This is a genomic window from Shewanella carassii (assembly GCF_019670705.1).
Lineage (GTDB): Bacteria > Pseudomonadota > Gammaproteobacteria > Enterobacterales > Shewanellaceae > Shewanella > Shewanella carassii.
Genome location: NZ_AP024618.1, coordinates 134,713 through 154,231 on the forward strand (window position 1 = coordinate 134,713; position 19,519 = coordinate 154,231).

General features: G+C 53.6%; 23 protein-coding genes. 13 read left to right on the plus strand and 10 right to left on the minus strand.

Annotated elements, in window-relative coordinates; genetic code table 11:
- Positions 1–67: 67 nt before the first annotated feature.
- The 7 genes from flhA to K5621_RS00590 all read right to left on the minus strand — a co-directional run bounded on the left by flhA (position 68) and on the right by K5621_RS00590 (position 6,109).
- A complete protein-coding gene (flhA, locus tag K5621_RS00560) occupies positions 68–2,146 on the minus strand; it encodes a flagellar biosynthesis protein FlhA (RefSeq protein WP_100144433.1) in 2,079 nt (692 codons plus the stop codon).
- An 11-nt stretch (positions 2,147–2,157) separates the two neighbouring features.
- Positions 2,158–3,288 carry a flagellar biosynthesis protein FlhB gene (gene flhB, locus K5621_RS00565; RefSeq protein ID WP_100144431.1) on the minus strand — a complete coding sequence of 377 codons (1,131 nt, stop codon included), beginning with the start codon at positions 3,286–3,288 and terminating at the stop codon, positions 2,158–2,160.
- The gene (gene fliR / locus K5621_RS00570; protein ID WP_221050186.1) at positions 3,285–4,064 is read right to left on the minus strand and encodes a flagellar biosynthetic protein FliR; all 780 of its coding nucleotides are present in this window, start codon (positions 4,062–4,064) and stop codon (positions 3,285–3,287) included. The genes flhB and fliR overlap by 4 nt, the downstream gene beginning before the upstream one ends.
- Positions 4,065–4,066: 2 nt before the next feature.
- Positions 4,067–4,336, minus strand: coding sequence for a flagellar biosynthetic protein FliQ (locus K5621_RS00575; RefSeq protein ID WP_100144427.1), 270 nt, complete (start codon positions 4,334–4,336; stop codon positions 4,067–4,069).
- A 4-nt stretch (positions 4,337–4,340) separates the two neighbouring features.
- A complete protein-coding gene (gene fliP, locus K5621_RS00580) occupies positions 4,341–5,006 on the minus strand; it encodes a flagellar type III secretion system pore protein FliP (RefSeq protein WP_229672027.1) in 666 nt (221 codons plus the stop codon).
- 67 nt (positions 5,007–5,073) lie between these two features.
- Positions 5,074–5,427, minus strand: coding sequence for a flagellar motor switch protein FliN (fliN, locus tag K5621_RS00585; RefSeq protein WP_229672024.1), 354 nt, complete (start codon positions 5,425–5,427; stop codon positions 5,074–5,076).
- Entirely contained in the window at positions 5,393–6,109 is a 717-nt protein-coding gene (locus K5621_RS00590) for a FliM/FliN family flagellar motor switch protein (protein WP_157929093.1), read from the minus strand. Before K5621_RS00590 ends, fliN begins: the two co-directional genes overlap by 35 nt.
- Positions 6,110–6,842: 733 nt before the next feature.
- On the opposite strand from K5621_RS00590, the gene K5621_RS00595 reads away from it, so the two are divergent.
- The 8 genes from K5621_RS00595 to K5621_RS00630 all read left to right on the plus strand — a co-directional run bounded on the left by K5621_RS00595 (position 6,843) and on the right by K5621_RS00630 (position 14,521).
- Entirely contained in the window at positions 6,843–7,691 is an 849-nt protein-coding gene (locus tag K5621_RS00595; protein ID WP_100144422.1) for a MotY family protein, read from the plus strand.
- 70 nt (positions 7,692–7,761) lie between these two features.
- The gene (locus tag K5621_RS00600; RefSeq protein WP_221051098.1) at positions 7,762–9,006 is read left to right on the plus strand and encodes a sigma-54 interaction domain-containing protein; all 1,245 of its coding nucleotides are present in this window, start codon (positions 7,762–7,764) and stop codon (positions 9,004–9,006) included.
- A 25-nt stretch (positions 9,007–9,031) separates the two neighbouring features.
- Positions 9,032–9,367 (plus strand): flagellar hook-basal body complex protein FliE, encoded by a 336-nt coding sequence (gene fliE / locus K5621_RS00605; RefSeq protein ID WP_100144420.1) that lies wholly within the window; start codon positions 9,032–9,034, stop codon positions 9,365–9,367.
- A 9-nt stretch (positions 9,368–9,376) separates the two neighbouring features.
- On the plus strand, positions 9,377–11,044 hold the full coding sequence (gene fliF / locus K5621_RS00610) for a flagellar basal-body MS-ring/collar protein FliF (RefSeq protein ID WP_221050187.1): 1,668 nt from the start codon (positions 9,377–9,379) through the stop codon (positions 11,042–11,044).
- Between the two features lie 10 nt (positions 11,045–11,054).
- Positions 11,055–12,041: a flagellar motor switch protein FliG gene (locus tag K5621_RS00615; RefSeq protein ID WP_100144554.1), complete on the plus strand. Its 987-nt coding sequence runs from the start codon at positions 11,055–11,057 to the stop codon at positions 12,039–12,041.
- Positions 12,041–12,778 carry a flagellar assembly protein FliH gene (fliH, locus tag K5621_RS00620; protein ID WP_221050188.1) on the plus strand — a complete coding sequence of 246 codons (738 nt, stop codon included), beginning with the start codon at positions 12,041–12,043 and terminating at the stop codon, positions 12,776–12,778. The genes K5621_RS00615 and fliH overlap by 1 nt, the downstream gene beginning before the upstream one ends.
- A complete protein-coding gene (locus K5621_RS00625; RefSeq protein WP_100144414.1) occupies positions 12,768–14,093 on the plus strand; it encodes a FliI/YscN family ATPase in 1,326 nt (441 codons plus the stop codon). The genes fliH and K5621_RS00625 overlap by 11 nt, the downstream gene beginning before the upstream one ends.
- Positions 14,090–14,521, plus strand: a complete 432-nt coding sequence (locus K5621_RS00630; protein WP_100144412.1) for a hypothetical protein — start codon at positions 14,090–14,092, stop codon at positions 14,519–14,521. Before K5621_RS00625 ends, K5621_RS00630 begins: the two co-directional genes overlap by 4 nt.
- Here the strand turns inward: K5621_RS00630 and flgN are convergent.
- The 3 genes from flgN to flgA are packed head-to-tail and all read right to left on the minus strand — an operon-like array spanning position 14,504 to position 16,044.
- Positions 14,504–14,956 carry a flagellar export chaperone FlgN gene (gene flgN, locus K5621_RS00635; protein WP_221050189.1) on the minus strand — a complete coding sequence of 151 codons (453 nt, stop codon included), beginning with the start codon at positions 14,954–14,956 and terminating at the stop codon, positions 14,504–14,506. The genes K5621_RS00630 and flgN overlap by 18 nt on opposite strands.
- On the minus strand, positions 14,953–15,237 hold the full coding sequence (gene flgM, locus K5621_RS00640; RefSeq protein WP_100144408.1) for a flagellar biosynthesis anti-sigma factor FlgM: 285 nt from the start codon (positions 15,235–15,237) through the stop codon (positions 14,953–14,955). Before flgM ends, flgN begins: the two co-directional genes overlap by 4 nt.
- A 60-nt stretch (positions 15,238–15,297) precedes the next feature.
- The gene (flgA, locus tag K5621_RS00645) at positions 15,298–16,044 is read right to left on the minus strand and encodes a flagellar basal body P-ring formation chaperone FlgA (protein WP_100144406.1); all 747 of its coding nucleotides are present in this window, start codon (positions 16,042–16,044) and stop codon (positions 15,298–15,300) included.
- Positions 16,045–16,123: 79 nt separating this feature from the next.
- Between flgA and K5621_RS00650 the strand changes: the two genes are divergently transcribed.
- Genes K5621_RS00650 through K5621_RS00670 form a run of 5 tightly spaced genes read left to right on the plus strand, consistent with a single transcriptional unit; the run spans position 16,124 to position 19,517 of the window.
- The gene (locus K5621_RS00650) at positions 16,124–16,474 is read left to right on the plus strand and encodes a flagellar basal body rod protein FlgB (RefSeq protein ID WP_100144552.1); all 351 of its coding nucleotides are present in this window, start codon (positions 16,124–16,126) and stop codon (positions 16,472–16,474) included.
- A gap of 2 nt (positions 16,475–16,476) precedes the next feature.
- On the plus strand, positions 16,477–16,887 hold the full coding sequence (gene flgC, locus K5621_RS00655) for a flagellar basal body rod protein FlgC (protein ID WP_100144404.1): 411 nt from the start codon (positions 16,477–16,479) through the stop codon (positions 16,885–16,887).
- Between the two features lie 8 nt (positions 16,888–16,895).
- The gene (locus K5621_RS00660; protein ID WP_245003121.1) at positions 16,896–17,564 is read left to right on the plus strand and encodes a FlgD immunoglobulin-like domain containing protein; all 669 of its coding nucleotides are present in this window, start codon (positions 16,896–16,898) and stop codon (positions 17,562–17,564) included.
- Positions 17,565–17,575: 11 nt separating this feature from the next.
- Positions 17,576–18,775 (plus strand): flagellar hook protein FlgE, encoded by a 1,200-nt coding sequence (gene flgE, locus K5621_RS00665; RefSeq protein WP_221050190.1) that lies wholly within the window; start codon positions 17,576–17,578, stop codon positions 18,773–18,775.
- A gap of 10 nt (positions 18,776–18,785) precedes the next feature.
- Positions 18,786–19,517, plus strand: a complete 732-nt coding sequence (locus K5621_RS00670; protein ID WP_100144397.1) for a flagellar basal body rod protein FlgF — start codon at positions 18,786–18,788, stop codon at positions 19,515–19,517.
- Positions 19,518–19,519: the final 2 nt, after the last annotated feature.

A 19,519-nucleotide genomic window follows, 5' to 3' on the forward strand; every position in this document is an offset into this window, starting at 1 on the left:
TTTCGTAGGAATTTAGTATAAGTTCAAGGTAAATGACAACGATTTAGTGGTTACCGATACTGGCTATTTATCCCAACTGACCGGCGACCATAATGTCTTTATTCTCAGAAATCTCATTATAAGACAACACATTAAGACCTCTTGAAAACGCCAGAGCATAGCGTCCCAGCAGTGGCCGCAATTGAGGCGGCACTAGTAGGATAGGATGGTGTCCGGCGGCCTTGGCCTCGGCCAACAGCTGCGGCATTTTTTGCTGCAGTTGTGCCAATAGCTGCGGATCCACCGGGAAACCGTCCAGCGACACACTACCTTGCTGCTGAGCGGTACTCAGGGCGCTCATCAGTTGCCGCTCAAGCTCTGGAGTCAGGGTCATTACCTTGAGCTGCGGCGCATCACCACAGATACCCTGTACTATCGCCTGCCTCAAGGCGCAGCGAACATCTGCTGCCAACAGCACGGGATCTTTACTGTTTTCACTGCAGTCCAGCAGTGTGGTGCCTATGGTCAAAATATCCCGCAAAGAAACCTGTTCCCTGAGCAGTAGCCGGTAGACCTTGAGCTGCTGGATCGGCGACAACGCCTGGCTCAGAGACTCGGCTAGCTTGGGTGCCTGACGTGCCAGACGTTCATTGAGCGAAATCACATCATCGTGCTGCAATAGCTCGGCCATGCGCTCCCGTAGCAACTTGGCGACATGGGTGGCGATGACGGTGGCGTTGTCCACGACGGAGTAGCCCAGGTTCAGCGCATTGGCCTTCTTGTCCTGCTCTATCCAGACCGCCTCCATGTTATAGGCAGGATCCCGGGTGATGATACCGTCCAGTTCACCGAAGACATTGCTGCCGCGAATCGCCAGCAGCCGCTCCGGATCCAACTCTGCCGTGGCCACTAGCGTGCCCATGATGCTGATTTGATAGTGAGTCGGACTCAGCGCCAGATTATCTCTGACCCTAACCTCTGGCAGCAGATAACCCGCCTGCTCCGACAGAGTGCGGCGAATGCCGGTCAAACGCTTCATCAATTCGGCGCCGCGCTCTTTCTCCACCAGAGACACCAGACGATAGCCCAGCTTGACCTCTATCGCATCGACATAGGGCAGGCTGTCCCAACTGGGGGCTGGCGGTTCACTCAGCGCCTCTCCCGCCTGTTTGGCCTGTGGCGGCGGCAGTATTTCTGGTTTGGCGTGATACTGCTTGTAGGCGACAAAGCCCAAGAGTACGGCGGCACAGAGAAATACCCAAGTGGGCATGCCGGGCACCAGACCCATGATCAGCATCACCAGTGATGCCGTCGCCAGGGTCCTGGGATTGGCCAGCAGTTGTTCGTTGAGTTGGGCCGGCATCTCTTCGGCATCAGACACCCGGGTGACCACTATCGCCGCGGCGGTTGCCAGCAGCAGCGATGGGATCTGTGCTACCAGGCCGTCACCTATGGTCAACAGGGCATAGGTCTTGAACGCCTCGGTGCCGCTGAGATCATGCATAAAGATGCCGATACAGATACCGCCTATGATGTTGATCGCCAGGATCAACAGGCCAGCAATGGCATCGCCGCGAACAAATTTGGAGGCGCCGTCCATCGAGCCATAGAAGTCGGCTTCCGCGGCGACCTCTTTACGCCGGTCCCGGGCTTGCTCTTGAGTCAGCAGACCGGCATTGAGATCGGCATCTATCGCCATCTGTTTGCCGGGCAGCGCATCCAGGGTAAAGCGGGCCGACACTTCGGAGATCCGCTCGCCCCCCTTGGTGATCACCACAAAGTTGATGATCATCAGGATCAGGAATACCACGGCGCCGACCACATAGTTGCCGCCAATCACCACTTCACCGAACGCCTGGATCACCTTACCGGCAGAATCACCGCCTTCATGGCCGCGGATCAGTACCACCCGGGTCGAGGCCACGTTGAGCGTGAGCCGTAGCAGGGTCGCCAGCAACAAGAGGGTCGGGAAAATGGAGAAGTCCAGCGGCCGCCGAATCGACACGCTCACCAGCAACACCATGATGGCCAACACTATGTTGAAGGTGAACATCACATCCAGCAGCCAAGGTGGCAGCGGCAGAATGATCATCGCCATCAGGGTCAGCAGCAGCAATGGCACCATGGCATGGGACTTATTGGCAGTCAGTAATCGCAGCCAGTTCATTGGGTTATCCTTTAGTCATGTCGCAAGTGAGGTGGAATATGGAATTCCGGCAATGGTGCCGGCATGGGTTTGCGTCCGGCGCGAGCGGCCTGGATCTGCAACACATAATTGAGTACATGGGCCACAGCCTTGAACAGCGCCGCCGGGATCTGTTGCTCGACCGCCGTTGAGTGGAAGATGGCGCGGGTCAGCGGTGGGATCCTTAAGATTTCAACGCTGTGTTGTTTGGCTATTTTCTGCATATAGAGGGCGACTTCATCGCGGCCCTTACAGAGCACAAAGGGCGCCTCGGCCCGGGTCGGGTCATACTTGAGTGCCACGGCATAGTGGCTGGGGTTGACCATCAACACATCGGCCTGAGGCACGGCGACCGAGGCGCGGGAGCGGGCAAACTGCTGTTGCAGTTGCCGTATTCTGGCCTTGATTTCCGGCTTACCCTCCATCTGTTTATGTTCATCCTTGACCTCCTGCTTGCTCATCCTCAGCTCTTTGTAGTGCTGCCATAGCTGATACGGCACATCGACCAAGGCGATCAGTAACATCCCGAGCCCGAGGTAGAGGATATAGTCGCTGAGCAGTTGCAGCCCCGTGGTGGCGCCTTGCAACAGGTCTTGTTGACTCAGATGGAGCAAGTGGTCGAAATCATGCTTTAAAAACAGCAACATGATCCCGATGAGCAGACTGACTTTCAGGCAAGATTTCCCCAGCTCTACTAGAGAGCGGGTGCCGCACATTCGCTTGAGACCACTCAAAGGGGCGATACGACTCCACTTGAAGCCCGCATTGCCTAGGTTGAAGACATGGCCACCGGGCAAACCGCCCACTATGGCGGCCAGCAGCAGTATCATCAAAAACAGTGGCCCCAGTAATTCGAGTGTTCCCAATAGGGCGGCCGCCAGATGGTTTTGCATCATTCCCGGGGTATCTAGGCTCTCGCGGCTGACCAGCATATGCAGCTCTGCCTGTTGCATCAGTTGCTGCGCCAGCCAATCTCCGCTGCTACTCAGCAGCATGGAGCCGGCAATCATCAACACGCAGGCGCCGAGATCTTTCGAGCGCGGCGTCTGGCCTTTTTCCCTGGCCTTGCGCAGCTTGTGACTACTGGCCTTTTCGGTTTTATCCTGGGAGGAGGATTGACTCATTGGCTCCCTCCCAAAAACTGATGCATGGCAAACAACGCATCGAGGCAAAAGTCACTGTATTTGTCCGGCAGAGTCGAGAACGACAGCAGGACACAGAAAAGCCCCATGATCATGGTCATGGGAAAACCCAGAGCGAAGATATTCAAAGAGGGCGCCGAGCGGCTGAGCACCCCGAATGTCAGGTTGACCACCAACATCGCCATCACCGCTGGTAGCGCCAGCATCAAGGCTGCGGCAAACATCCAGCCAAACTGGCCGATGAGTTGCATTAAGGGCAGGCCAAACAGGCCATTGCCTATGGGCCAGAGGCGAAAACTGTCCACTATGATGCCGATGGCAACCAGATGGCCATCCAGTGCCAGAAACAGCAGGGTGCCATACATCACCAACATCTGCCCGAGCAGAGGCTGACTGCTACTGCTGCCGGGGTCGTTGGCCAGCGCCATGGAGAGCCCCATCTGCATCGACAAAATGGTACTCAGCAGGCTGAGAATATGTAGCATGATGCTGAGAAACAACCCCAACATCATGCCCAAAAGCAGCTGCTCCAGCGCTAGCAATACGGCACTGAAGGAGAGGGCATCGAGAACGGGTACCGCCGGTAGTATCGGAATGATCAACGCCGCCAACAGCAGCGCCAATAATACCCGCACCAACAAGGGAACATGGATATAACCGAGGAAGGGCATCACCAGAAAAGCCCCCAGCAGACGGCTGAAAGGCCACCAAAAAGAGCCGAGCAGTTGCTGCAGATAGTCTGTCGTCAGGCTCAGCATTCTCAGCCAATCACATGAGGGATCGAGAGAAACAACTGGTCGAACATATCGAGCAGTTTTTGGATCAACCATTGACCGGCAAACAGCACCATCAACAGGGTCAACACCAGTTTGGGCAGAAAGCTCAGGGTCTGTTCATTGACCTGGGTAGCGGCCTGAAAAATGGCGATCAACAGCCCCAGCAACAGGCCCGGGCTGATCAACACCAATACCATCAATACCGCAAGGTAGATGGCATCGGAGAAGAAGCTTGTCAGTTCACTCAGCTCCATGACGCTATCCGAAGCTGGCCGTCAGGGTACTGACCGTCATCGACCAGCCATCGGCCAACACGAAGATCAACAACTTGAACGGTAAAGAGATAATCAGCGGTGACAGCATCATCATCCCCATGGACATCAATACACTGGCGACCACAAGATCTATCACCAAAAAGGGCAGATACAACAGGAAGCCGATCTGAAAAGCGGTTTTCAGTTCGGACAGCACATAGGCCGGCAGGATCACAAAGAAGGGGATCTGTTCCTGGGTCAGGGTCAGAGGCTCCTGGGCGATTTTCAGCATCTGTTCCAGGTCGGTTTCCCGGGTTTGTGCCAGCATAAAATGCCTCAGCGGCTGCTCGGCAATCGCAATGGCCTGCGGCAGCTCTATCTGCCCTTGGTCATAGGGTAGATAGGCTTTTTGATAGATCTCCTTGCCCACGGGTTGCATGATAAACATGCTGAGCACCAAGGCGATGCCTATCAACACCTTGTTGGGCGGACTCTGTTGCAAACCCAGTGCCTGACGCAAAATCACCAGCACTATGATGATTCGGGTAAAGCTGGTCATCATCAACAGCATGGCGGGTAACAGGCTCATCACTGTCATCATCGCCAGAATTTCCAGCTTGATGTTGACCTTTTGTGCCTGTTGGCCGTCGTCCAGGGTGAAGAGTGTCATGCCATCGCTGGCAGACACGGGAAGTGCCAGCAGTGATAGCAGCAATAAACCGAGTAGGAAGAGACTGTTATTCTTTGACCAAGGTTGCACCACTGGCAACGACCTCCAGCAGCCGTACGCCGTAACGACCATTGACTTCAACGACTTCACCGCGTCCGAGTAGGGCGCCATTGACTCGAATATCCAGAGGCTCACCCACCATACGATCCAAGGCGATCACATCTCCCTGTCCCATATGGGTCAGCTCGCCGAGCGTCATCTCAGTGCTGGCCAGTTCCAGGGTGACCTGTACGGGCAACTGTTTGAAGAAGCTTATGTCACGGCTGGGTTTAACCTGTGCCGTCGGTGTGGGTTCTTCAAGCAGCTCATTGTCGAGCAAAAAGTCATCACTCAGCGATGTTTGTCCATCCACTTTGGTCATCCTCATGTTGTTGTAAAGCATCTTGATTCAGGCGGGCAACCAGATTGCCCTGATGGCTGTGTACCGAGGCATAGAACAGGGTTAGACCTCCCAGCGATACCGGACAGCGTTGATGCAGGTTCAGTGGAATGATTTCACCGGGTTGCAGCTGTTCCAGAGCCTGTACCGGCAAGGGTTGCCAGCCCAGCTCCAACTTGAGCTTGACCGGGATCTGGGTCAAATGTTGTTCCAGCGCCTGTTCAAGGTTGTCTGCTTGTTGGTACTGGGGCGCGGCTTGGCCAATACGTCCCAGCAGTTCATCTGTCATGGCAAACAGCATGGGACAGGCCGGATAGCTCTCCGGAAAACTCATCGACCAGACGGCGGCAACCGAAAACTCGGTTTCGTCATTGGGGATCTCTATCTGCAGTTCGTCCGGTTTGATGGGATCAAAGGGCATGCTTTCCAGCACACCTTGCATCACCTTGAGTCCCAAGCGATATTCAGACTGAGTCGGGGCTCCCAGAGGTGAGTACAGCAGACTGGATTGACCGCCATAGTAGCTGCTGGCCAACTGTTCCAGAGTGCAACGATCAATTCGTAATAAACCCAATAGTTTGCGTTGATATTTAAAGGCAAACCAATGATGTTTATTACAACTTTTCAGTACAGTTTCACCCGGCGTTAATTCGGTACGAATCAATGCCGGTCTCCCTTGCCTGGTTAAAGGCTTGAGAATTTGATTTACCGCTTGCAACAATCCTTGATTACAGTTATCCAACTGACCGAATAAACGGCTACGGGCTAATTTTTCTCTAATTAGAGCAATTGGCCTACAATCATGAGTCTGATCTGATTTTATTAGCTCTGCCCGTGCAGTTATCTTCATTACATTATTACCGTGCAGTTATTTTCATTAAACTATTACCGCGCAGTCGCCGCCCGCAACAATACAGCTACAAAAGTAAGTCATATTTTCGAAAAAATTTAACCTGCCCTATATTTGACATAGGGGGCAGAATATTATCTAGAGTCTGCGCATCATACAAGCTGAAAAGCATGTATTTATTCAGTGTCAAAAAAGCATAATTGAGACAAAAAATTGACACATTGATGTTAATCAAAAAACAGCATTTGTAATTTGACAGGATACATTTGTATGGGGTATTTTCGCCGTCAATTTTCTCTTTGGAATTGCGATTTTTATTATTCTGAGCACTTTTTGTTATCTTGAAGTTTGCTGGAATAGTTATTTTCATAGTGAATAAAGTTACACCAAATTATTAGCATGACATTCGATATAAAACGTATTTAACATTCGATAATAGATCGTAATTTATTCGCTTCGAGTTCACTGCTGGAAATTAGGAGTAATGCCAAAGGAATTTGCATCGTAGGTATTCCACCCACTTACCCACCACCAACTGGAATTTACTGTGTTGAAGCCTTTGACTCTAGCTTTGTGTTTCTTGCTGTTCAGCTCAATCAGTCATGCAGTACCAAGCAATCAGCCTGTGACTTACAGGGTCGCTGCCGATGACACCGACTGGCAGCTGACCACTAGTGTCTTTGCTTGTCGCCTCAGCTATAGGGTTCCCGGAGCCGGCTTGTTGCAGTTGGAATTGCTTCCTGGGCAGCACTCTAATTTGTCTTTGACTTCATCTTGGTTGACTCAAGCTATTCCGGCACAGGCCAGTGTCAGTTATCCGGCATGGAGTCAGGGGTTCCCGGACGTCATTCAGAGCCATCCTATGCATTGGCAGGCCGGAAAAGCCAGTCTGCGAGCAGACCAATTGGACATCTACCTCAAGGGGTTGGAGCAGGGATGGCGCTGGAAATTCGCCTTGGGTCAGAATGCGGAAATGATCTTGGAAGTGGATACTCTCAGCGCCAAGGATCACTTGCAGGAACTGTCTCAATGCCGACACAAATTAGTGCCCCAAGATTATGAATATGTACATGATCTTTCGATTTTTTACCCTTCAGGCACCGCAGGTTTGGACTCGGCCATGTTGGCTGATATCGCGGCTGTTGCCCGTTATGTGGAAGCCGACCGCTCTATCAAGACCATACTGATCGATGGCCATGCTGATGACAGCAGCTCGCGCCTGGTTGATCTGGTCTTGAGTAAAGATAGGGTGGAAAACGTGGTGGCTGCTTTGGTGGAAATGGGGGTGAAACGGCAGATGATCGAAGCCAGACATCATGGCAATCGTCAGCCCTATTCCAAAGAACGCTCTGAAGTGAACCGTAGAGTACGGATTCGACTGGTCAAAGCAATATGAGGATAGCGTCTTGAAAAATTACAGCGTGGTCGGCTGCAAGGGACTGGTAACGGCTCAGACGGCTCAGCTCATGGAAGACGAAGGCTTCAATATCATAGAGAGTGGTCAATCCTGGTTGGCGCTGGTTGATATTTCTGATTGCACCCCCGAGGAGGTCGCTGGTCGCTTACATCGACAGCGGGCTCACAATCTGGTTGCCCTGCTGCAACCTGAGCAGACAGAGCTGGCGGTCAAAGCCATGCAGGCTGGAGCACAAGACTACTTGCTGCTGCCCCTGGATGAGGGACAGCTGATCAAGCTGCTGTTTCGCCTGCGGCAGATGGAGCAGGAAGACAGTGAACTGGTGGTGGCTTCCCCTCTGAGTCGGCAGTTGTTGATGTTGGCTCACCGAACCGCCAAGGCCGATACCACAGTCTTGCTTACCGGCGAGAGTGGTACCGGCAAAGAGCCGTTGGCACACTTTATTCACCGTCATTCCAGTCGTAGAGAGCAGCCTTTTGTGGCGGTGAATTGTGCCGCTATTCCTGAACAGATACTCGAGTCGGTATTATTTGGCCATGTTAAGGGGGCCTTTACCGGAGCGTCATCAGATCAGCCGGGTAAATTCGAATTGGCAGAAGGTGGCACTCTGTTATTGGATGAAATCGCCGAATTGCCTTTATCTCTACAGGCTAAACTCTTGCGGGTTTTGCAGGAAAGGGAGGTCGAAAGAGTCGGCAGTCATAAAGTCATTCCCTTAAATATACGCGTGATTGCAGCAACCAACAAAAATTTAAAAGAAGCTGTTTCTCAAGGTCGGTTCCGGGAAGATCTCTATTATCGTTTAGATGTCTTGGCGCTGGAATTAAAACCACTTAGAGATAGGGTGGAAGATATTATTCCGCTTGCGGAACATTTTATTCAGCTTTATAGCTATTTGACTAATGGTCATGAATGTTATTTAAGCGAAGCGGCGAAAAAAGCCTTAATTAGTTATGACTGGCCAGGCAATGTCAGAGAATTGGAAAATGTGATCCAACGAGCCTTAGTCATGCGCCATGGCACTATTTTACAGGTGGTCGATTTAGGGATCAGGCTACCGGACAATATTGAAGTCATGGCGGCGGTTCCCGAATCGATTAATGGACTGAAAGCTTCTAAAAAACATGCTGAATTTCAATATGTCATCGAAGTTTTAAAGCGCTTTGGCGGTCATCGCAGCCGCAGTGCCGATGCTCTGGGAATGACTACCCGGGCGCTGCGTTACAAGCTGGTACAGATGCGTGATGCCGGCATAGATATCGACAGCCTTTTAGCCAAGGCCAAGGCCGCCTGACGGCTGATAACAGAGAATGGCAGTAATGAGCAACAACAGTATTTCCGCCGGTTTTAACACTATCCAGCAAACCCTGGCGATCCATAAAGAGATCGCCCAGGGCGCAATCATGCCATCCATAGATGGACATACCCCGCAAGTCGTCTCCTTCGGCAGCCTGATGAAACAGAAGCTGCAGGAGATCAACCAAGATCAATTGACTTCATCAATGCTGACCCAAGCGGTCGATAGCGGCAAGAGCGATGATCTGGTCGGCGCCATGGTGGCGTCTCAAAAAGCCAGTTTATCGTTTTCGGCCTTGATGCAGGTGCGTAATCGCCTTGTACAAGCTTTTGATGATGTGATGAAAATGCCCATTTAAGGACAATAGATGTCGATGAGTTTAGCCCTGCCAGCAAAACAGTCTGCCGCCGGACAGAAGCCCATGCTGGATGCGATAAAGGGAAAGTTATCCAATGTGAATCAAATGCTGTTGCTGGCCATCCTGGCCTCAACAGTCGCCTGTGTGTTGGTGTTGTTTCTCTGGAGTGGCAGTCAGGGATATCGGCCCTTGTATGGGCTCAAGGAGAAGGTTGATAGCAGCCAAATCATAGAGATCCTTGAGGGCGAAGGCATCGACTATCGCCTGGATGCCAACTCAGGACAGATCCTGGTCGCGGAAAACAAGCTGAGCTCGGCGCGGATCTTATTGGCGGCCAAAGGGGTACAGGCGCAACTGCCCGAAGGACTGGAAGACTTGGCCAAGGCGCCAATCGGTACCAGTCAGTTTATGGAGCATGCCCGCTACCTGCATGGATTGGAAGGGGAACTGGCGCGCACCATAATGGCCATTGACGCCGTGCGTTATGCCCGGGTACACCTGGCCATCCCCAAGCGAACCCTGTTTATTCGAGCCGAACCGGAAAAGCCGACAGCATCTGTGATGTTGGAACTCTATTCCGGGGCGCGCCTGAATGAGTCCCAGGTTGCCGCCATTGCCAATTTGGTTTCCGGCAGTATTACCGGCATGGCACCTGCACAGGTCAAAATCGTTGATCAGGCGGGGAATTATCTGAATGCTGAGATGACTTCCGAGCAAGATATCAGCCAATCTCGCAGCAAACAGCTCAAGTATACCCGCGAACTGGAAAATGACCTGCTTGCCCGCGCCGAGGCGATGTTGACGCCGATCCTGGGGCGAGACAACTATCAGGTGCAACTGGTCGCCAAGGTGAACTTCAATCAGGTTGAAGAAACCCAAGAGTCGGTGGATCCCAATCCAGTGATGACTCAGGAAACGCTCAATAAAGATCAGACTAATGGCAACTTGGCCCTGGGGATCCCTGGCGCCCTGAGCAATAAGCCGGTCTCCAAGAAGAAAGGCAAGAAAGAGGACAACGAAGAGAGCAGCCTGCGGCAACAGGAGACCCGCTCTTATGAAGTTGGACGCTCGGTGCGGCACACCAAATACCAACAGATGCAGCTGGAAGGGCTTTCGGTTGCGATTCTGCTGAACCAACAGGCCGCGGGCAAAGAGGGTTGGCAACCACAGCAGTTGCAACAGATAAGCGATATGGTCAAAGACGCCATAGGTTTTTCTGATGAACGTGGTGATCAACTCAACATCAACAGCTTTGACTTTGTGGAACCGGAAAAGCCGGTGATAGAGCCGCTGCCCTGGTGGCAGAACGAACATATGTTCGAGTACCTCAAGTACGGCATAGGTACTTTGCTGGCGCTACTGCTGATTTTGTTTGTCCTGCGCCCCTTGGTGCAACATCTCACCACTGGCAGTGCCCGCCCCAAACGGGTGTCTGACAAGAGTGCCGATGACAGCAAAGCCATCTCGGTAGAGGCCGAGCCGCAACTGGAAAATAGCGCACCGGAACAACTGGCATTGCAAGCCGAGGACAGCCAGGCGCTGCCTCAGTCCAACTTGCCACCGCCAGGCTCGCCATTGACAGTGAAGATGCAACATCTTGGTATGTTGGCAACCGAAGAACCGGCCAGGGTTGCTGAAGTGATCAGCCATTGGATGAAGGATAAAAGTCGTGACTGAACAAACCACTCTGGACAATCTTGAACAGGCCGCCATGTTGCTGCTGTGTATGGGGGAAGAGGGTGCTTCCCAGGTAATGGCTCATCTCGACCGCCAGGACGTAGAGCAGTTGAGTTACAAGATGGCGCGCCTGTCTTCGGTGACTCAGCATGAAGCGGAAGCGGTACTGAATCGTTTCTTCGACCGCTACAAAGAACAGGCGGGTATTGCCCGGGCCTCGAGAGCCTATCTGCAGAAGACGCTGGACTTGGCTCTGGGTGACAGAGTCGCCAAGGGGCTTATCGATAGCATCTATGGTGATGAGGTCAAGATGCTGGTGAAGCGGCTCGAATGGGTCGATGCCAAGCTGTTGGCGCGGGAGCTGCAGCATGAACACGTGCAACTGCAAGCCATCATGTTGGGCCTGCTGCCGCCGGAAATTGCCGCTCAGGTGCTGCAGTACTTGCCTGGCGACAATCAGGATGAGGTGTTGGTGCGTATCGCCCGCCTCGGCGAGTTGGACCGGGATGTGGTAGAAGAGCTGCGGCAACTGGTGGAGCGCTGCATGGTGATGGCGATGGAAAAGAGCCATACCCAGGTTTCCGGTGTGCGTCAGGTGGCCGATATTCTTAACCGTTTCGATGGCGATCGTGAGCACTTGATGCAGATGATACGTCTGCAGGATAGCCACTTGGCCAATGATGTGACCGAAAACATGTTTGACTTCATTATCTTGGGTCGTCAGAAGCCGGAAACCCTGCAGGAGATCCTCGGTGCTGTCGAAGCCGAGTCTCTGGCCTTGGCGCTCAAGGGTATCGATGGCGAACTCAAACGTACCCTGCTTACCGCACTGCCCAAGCGGATGTCTTCAGCCATTGAAACCCAATCAGAAGCCTTGGGTGCGGTGCCGCTGAGCATGGCCAATGACGCGCGGCGCAGTATTATGGATACGGCCAAAGAGATGATGGAAAACGGTGAAATTGAGCTGCAGCTGTTTGAAGAGCAGGTGGTTGAATAATGGCTGAAGATAAACGGCATTGGCGCCTGGGGAGTTCCCCGGTACGCCGTTACCAATTTGCCCCTTTGGAAGGTGAAAATGACACCGGCGCTCCCCAAGGCAATTGGCAAGACTTCCAGCAGGCAATGGATCGTGGCTACCAGGAAGGCTGGGAACAGGGTTATGAAGCCGGTAAGACCCAGGGGGAAGCCGAGGGCCGTCAACTGGGACAGCAGTCCGGCCTGCGTGAAGGGATAGAGCAGGGACGTCAACAGGGGCTGGCCCAGATAGATGAACAGCTGAATCAATTGTTGACTCCGATGACCGCCCTGCAGCAGCTGCTCAGTGAGAGTCAGGCGCAGCAGATCCAGGCGCAGCAGCAACTGATTGTCGACCTGGTCAGAAGGGTGGCACAACAGGTGATCCGCTGTGAGTTGTCGTTGCAGCCGTTGCAAATTATCGCCCTGGTCGAAGAAACCCTGCAGGCCCTGCCCAAGGATGCCGTTGATATCAAGATCCATCTGGAATCATCGACCATCAAACAGCTACAACATTTGGCGGCTGACAAGGTGGCACAATGGCATCTGGTGGCCGATGACAGCCTTAGCCAAGGTAGCTGTCGGGTGGTCTGCGATCAGTGTGATGCCGATGCCTCCATGGAAACTCGGCTCAACAACTGTCTCGATCAGGTTGAAGCGCATCTGAATGACAATGTCATGACAGCCCCAGAGGTTCCAGTCGAGACTCATGAAGACTAATGTTTTGACCGGAAACTGGCCTATGGTACCGGTTGCCCAGATTTATGGGCGTCTGACACGAGTGAGTGGCCTGTTGTTGGAAGCCGTTGGCTGTAATCTCGGCATAGGTGATCGCGCCATGGTGGAGCGGCGCGATGGGGTCTATGTCGAGGCCGAGGTTGTTGGTTTCCATCAAGGCATTCTGTGTCTTATGCCCATCACTGATACCCAGGGGCTCAGTCCGGGTGCCCGGGTGATCCCCCAGACAGATACACATAAGATCCCCCTCGGCAGCGGTTTGCTCGGCCGGGTTCTCGATGGTCTCGGTCAGCCTCTGGACGCACTGGGCCCCTTGAGTGGCGTGCAGTTATACCGTCCAGTGACTCAGGTTCCCAATCCTTTGGCCAGGCAACCTATATCACGGATCCTGGATGTGGGGGTTCGGGCCGTCAACGGCTTGCTGCCGGTTGGCTGCGGTCAACGGATCGGTCTGTTTGCTGGCCCCGGTGTGGGCAAGAGTGTGCTGCTGGGCATGATGACCCGTTTCACCGAGGCCGACCGTGTGGTGGTGGGACTGATTGGTGAACGCGGTCGCGAAGTACGTGAATTTATTGAACAGGCCCTGGGCGAAGAGGGGCGCCGCCGCGCCGTGGTCGTGGCCGCACCGGCCGACACCTCACCCCTGATGCGCCTCAGAGCCATGCGTTTGTGTCACCAGATAGCCTGTGGTTTTCGCGATGAGGGCCATAGGGTGTTGCTATTGGTGGATTCGCTGACTCGTTACGCCCAGGCGCAGCGGGAGATCGCCCTGAGTCTGGGAGAGCCTCCGGCCACCAAAGGCTATCCGCCATCGGCGTTTGCCCAACTACCATCTCTGGTGGAGATGGCCGGTAACGGTACCCATCCCCAGGGAACACTGACGGCGTTTTACACCGTGTTGACCGAAGGGGAAGAGGCCCAGGATCCCATCGCCGATGCGGCCAAGGCGATACTGGATGGCCACTTCTATTTGAGCCGTCGTCTGGCCGAGGCCGGACATTTCCCGGCGCTGGACTTGGGAGCATCGGTCAGTCGTCTGGCAATGCAGATTGCCCCCAAGGAACAACAACAGGAGATGGCGTTAGTTCGGCGCATGTTGGCGCGCTATCAGGAAGTACGGGAACTCTTGCCGTTAGGGGGCTATCAGCCGGGACAGGATCCCGAGTTGGATGCCGCCGTAAAATGTTATCCATTGATTGCCGCTTATCTCACTCAAGCCACAGAAGATGCGGTCGACTTGGCCAGCAGTCAGGAACAGTTGCAGGCGTTGACCCAGGCCTTGCGGGGTGAAGCATGAAACTGTTGCAACGTCTGAGCAGCTTGGAGCAGCGCAAACTCAGTGAGTTGGCAGAACAAAAGCAGGCGTTGCAGCAACGTCAGGCTCAGGTGCAAGGGCAGCAACAGCAGGTGGCCTTGTTGGAGTCTCATTACAGCCAGTTTCGTCAGGGTTCGATAGTGGGTCTTCGCAATAGCCAGGCCTTGTTGCAAAGGCTGCAACCCTTGAAATTAAGCCTCAGCAATCAACAGCAGTTATTGGGCAATGAGCAACAGCGGTTGCATGGTTTGTGGCAGCAGCAGTTAGGGCGATATCAAAGGGTGAATTGGTTCGGTGAGCAGCAGCGCCAGCGTCAACGGCAACGCCAGGAGCAGCAAGAGCAATTTCAACTTGATGAGTTGGCTTGCAGCCGCTCTGTGCGACTTAAGGGTTCAGAGAAACTGAGGTGAGCTTGAAGACTGTTGGTATTCGTCGGCGTTATTGATGCCCAGAATGCCGCGGATCACTTCTTGTTGCCGCACCAATAGCTGACCATTGAGTTCATTAAGCCGCTGACTCTCCTTGGCTTGTTGCAGCAGTTGTTGCCACAGTTGCTCCAGCTTGCTGCCAGCCGGCGCCGGAAGTTTACGGGCCAATAACTTGATGCCCTGATGATCATTGCTGACGCCTATTTGGGTCAGATAACCACTCCTTTGTTGTGAACTCTGTTGTAACTTGGCAACCAGCCTGTCCTGCAGTTGATTGTGTTGAATGAGTCCCTGATTATCGTGGCGCAGCATCAACTGGCGCTGCTGTTGCAACAGGGCTTTCAATTCTCGGTAATCCAGTATGTCTTGGCGGATCCCGGCGACCAGATGGTTCAACGCCTGGCGTTTTCCGCTCATTTGGCGTGTTTCCCATGTTGCTGCAGCATGGCCGTGGCCATCGCTTCGACATCCAGCTCAAAACTGCCCTGTTGCAGTGCCTGTCGCAACTCGGCCACCTTGAGTTGATCCACTTCGCTCTCTTGGGCCAACTGAGCCTGAGCCTGGTTCAGCCAGTGATATTCAGGGCTCACCTTATCCTGCTCAGTTGTGGATGCCGTGGTTTGCTGGCGTTGACGCCGATTCGCCGCAGTGACGCCGTTGTCACTGACAACTGTATGCAGACGATGCGTAATTTCCATGGGACCCCCGAAAAAATATGTTCTGATCAGTAAAAGCGACCGCAATTGCCAAAAATAAAATTAATTTTGCGGTGTGACAATTCCCTTGGCGATGGGATAGGCCTTGATGACCTTTTGCGAGCTTAAATTTCGCACTCGAATCACCTCTCCACGGGAGGCGCTTTCCAGAGCTGTGCCTGGCATCTGTGCCTCAAAACCCTCCTGACTGACTTGAATGATCACCTGCTCACCGGCGCGAACCCAGTCACTCTGGGTCAGTTGCCGCAACAAGATAGCTTCCCCGGCACGGACCCTGCGGGCCACCTGTTTGCCTATTAGCTCGCGTTGGCTGGCGATGATATCCCGGTCGCTGGCCTGCAAGGTCAGCCAGCGCCACTCTATGTCCTGCGCCTCGATAACGCTGCCTCTATGCAGCGTCTGGGTCAACACCGGTAGCTTGGCTTTGACATCGACCCTGGCGCGTAGAAAAAAACGCCATTCGGCCGCCGGACAGCTTACTTCGAGTGACACCCGCCCCCAGAGTGGCGCCGAAGGATTCGCCAGCCTGATAGAGGGTTGTTGCGGGCACTCGGCCAGACGTTTGACCCCGGAGGGCAAGTTCATATGGATCTGGCTTTTTAGCGGCTTCATCTCTTGGGCCGCAGCAAATTGCTGCAGTTGTTGCTGCAAATATTCTCTGGCCGTCAGCTCAATTTTGCTGGCAGCGCCGAGCGCCGGTAACGGAAGCAGCGGAAATAACAGCAGAAACAACAAGGCGAAAGAGGAAATTGGGGTTCCGCAATTTGAACGGGATTGCTCTTTAGTCATTGTATTTAAAGGTTAAAAAGTATTGGCATGGTATTTGTTATAAGGAGCGAAAACTATGGATACCTTACTAGGAGAAACCATGGCTATCAAGCTTGATGCGGCATTGGGTCTGCATCCTCAATTATTGGATTTCAGGGTAGAGCGCAGCAAGGTGCTGGCCGGTAATCTGGCCAACGCCGAAACCCCGGGATATCAAGCCAGAGATCTGGACTTTGGTGCCTTAATGGCGCAGCTGGATGCCGGAGTGCCTTTTACCGGGCAGTACACAGTGGGGTATCGGGTGCCTTATCAGGCCAGTGCCGATAACAGCACGGTTGAGTTGGGAGAGGAACAGGCGCGCTTTTCGCAAAACGCCATGGACTTTCAGACCAGCTTGACCTTTCTCAACATGAAAATCCAAGGCCTGAAGGCCGCCATCGAAGGGAAATAATCGTGTCATTTGCAGAGATATACCAGGTCGCCGGCAGCGGCATGACGGTACAGACCCTGAGGTTGAACGCCATTGCCAGTAATTTGGCCAACGCCGGTGTCGCGGCAGAATCCAGCGATAGCGCCTATCGGGCGATCAAGCCGGTATTCGCGACTCTGTATCAACAGCAGGATAACAGTGTCAGCGCCCGGGTACAGATGAAGGCCTTGGTCGAGTCCGATGCGCCGTTGGAGACCCGTTATGAACCCGGCCATCCATTGGCCAATGCCGAAGGCTATGTGACCTATTCCAATGTCAACACAGTGGAAGAGATGGCCGATATGATGGCCGCCAGTCGTGCGTTTGAAACCAGTGTCGAAGTGATGAACCGTGCCCGCTCCATGCAGCAGGGACTGTTGGCTCTGGGTAAATAAGGGACAAAATGATGCAGCAAGTAACTAGTCTCACGACTCGCGAAGACGGACAAAAGGCCGATGCGATTCGCGCCAATGGCAATGATCCCGATTCACTGAAAAATGAATTCATGTCGCTGATGATCGCCCAGATCAAGAACCAGGACCCGACCAACCCCTTGGATGCCAGCGAGTATCTGGGCCAATTGGCGCAGTTTTCCCAGGTAGAGAGCCTGGAGGCGATGCGCAACAACCAGAAAAACCAGATGACCATGATGGAAAATCTCGGCTTGGTGCAATCGGCTTCCCTGATTGGCAAACAGGCCATGGTACCGGCAGATAGCTTTACCGCTGGGGATCAAGCGATTAACGGCAAGGTTTTCCTCGAGCACAGCGCTTCATCGGTCACGATCGAAATTAGCGATCTTAATGGTGAAACCGTGCAAACCCTGGAGCTTGGCACTCAGGCTGCGGGCGACGTTGATTTTCAAATCAACCCCGAGGGGCTGGGTCTGCCTCCGGGGGAATATCAGTTGAAAGTTCAGGCCAGCGATGGAGATAAAGCACTGAAGGCTCAGTCATTTCTTTCCGGCGAAATCAGCAAGGTTCATTTCGTCAGTGCCAAAGGCATGATGATGGCTGAGCTGGCCAATGGTTTGGGCACAGTGTCTGTGCTGGATATTTCCGAAGTTTCGTAACAGGAGACAAGATGTCTTTCAATATTGCATTAAGTGGATTGCAGGCTACCAGCCAGGATCTCAACACCATAAGTAACAACATCGCCAACGCTTCTACCTGGGGTTTCCGTGGTGGTCGCAGTGAATTTGCCGCCATCTACAACAGCGGCATGGGCGCCGGTGTCAATGTGATGAACACCAGCCAAAACTTTTCCCGCGAAGGTACGCTGACCTATACCGGCCGTGAACTGGATATGGGTATCCAGGGCAGTGGTTTCTTTATGCTGCGTGGCACCGAAGGGTCAAACCTTTATGCTCGCGCCGGGATCTTCGGCCAGGATGCTCTGGGCTTTATCACAGATCCTGTCGGTAACCGTTTGCAGGGCTATCCAGCCAATGCCGAGGGGGTATTGCAGACAGGAACCATGGGTGACTTGCAGATCAAGACAGGTTCTCTGCCGGCCAAGGCCTCGAAACAGGTCAATCAGGTGTCTAACTTAGATGCGCGTATGGAAGCGATTGATCCGGCCAAAGAACCATTTTCTCCCGATAAGCCAGCGAGTTATCACTCTTCAGGCACTGTGAGCGTGTTCGATTCGCTCGGTAATCAGCGTTCCCTGACTCAGTATTATGCCAAGACCGGCGACAATGAATGGAAAGTCTACTTCGTGCTGGACTCTGCCATCCTCGAGCCTAAAGATGGCCACAGCCTGCAGTTTAATAAGAAAGGCAGCCTGACCAGCGGTAAAGAGTTAGACCTGACATTGCCGGCCAAAGATGGCGCTGAAGACCTTAGCCTGGCCATCAGTTATGACGGATTCACCCAGTACGCCAATGACTATAACAACTCCAGTTTGAGTCAGGATGGTTATGCCGCCGGTGAGTTCAACAAGATCCGCCTGGATGACAGCGGCATGATCTATGGTACCTACACCAATGGTCAGGAGTTGCTGCAAGGCCAAGTCGCACTGGCTGACTTCAATAATCCCAATGGTTTGACGCCTGTGAGTAACAACGCCTGGCAAGCCTCTGCGGCTGCAGGTCAAGCCACAGTCGGCGCTCCAGGAAGCGGAACTCTGGGTAGCCTGAAGGGGGCTTATCTTGAGGGATCCAACGTGGATACCACCGCCGAAATGGTGAGCCTGATGACGGCGCAGCGCAACTATCAGTCCAATGCCAAGGTGCTGGATACCAACTCGACCATGCAGCAGGCCCTGCTGAACGCCATTTAACGGATAACCCATGGATAAGATGATTTATACCGCGGCCCAAGGGGCCAGCCGTATTTTGCAATCCCAGGCGATTCGGGCCAATAACCTGGCCAACGCCGATACCCAGGGGTTCCGGGCCGATCTGGAACGGGTTGCTGCGCTTCCGGTCGAAGTTACCCAGGGTAGCTTCGCTTCGCGGATCCTGCCGCAGACCCAGATTGCCGGTTTCAACAGCCAGCATGGTGAAATGATGACCACCGGCCGCCCTTTGGATCTGGCGATCAAGGGCGATGGCTATTTCACGGTGCAAACACCTGAAGGTGAAGCCTATACCCGCAACGGTGCCATCAGTGAAAACGCCAATGGCGAGCTCTTGGTCAACGGATTTCCGCTGATGAGCACCAACGGTCCCATGGTTCTGCCTCAGTACAGCGATTTGATCGTCAGCGAGGACGGGCGCTTATCTGTTATTGCCGAGCAGGGCGGGCTGATCGAAGAAGTCGGTCAACTCAAGTTGGTGAATGCGGCTCAGACCGAACTGCACAAGGGGGCCGATGGCCTATTTTACGCCAACAATGGTGAGGCGCAGGTCTCCGAGCAAGTAAGAGTCGCCTCCGGCGCGTTGGAGAGCAGCAATGTCGATGCCGTGGGGGAACTGCTGGCATCTATGGATCTGGGACGCCAGTTTGAAGTGCAAATCAAGCTAATGAAAAGCGCAGAAAAGTTGGCCGAGGCAGGTAATCGCCTGCTGCGTGATGCCTAATT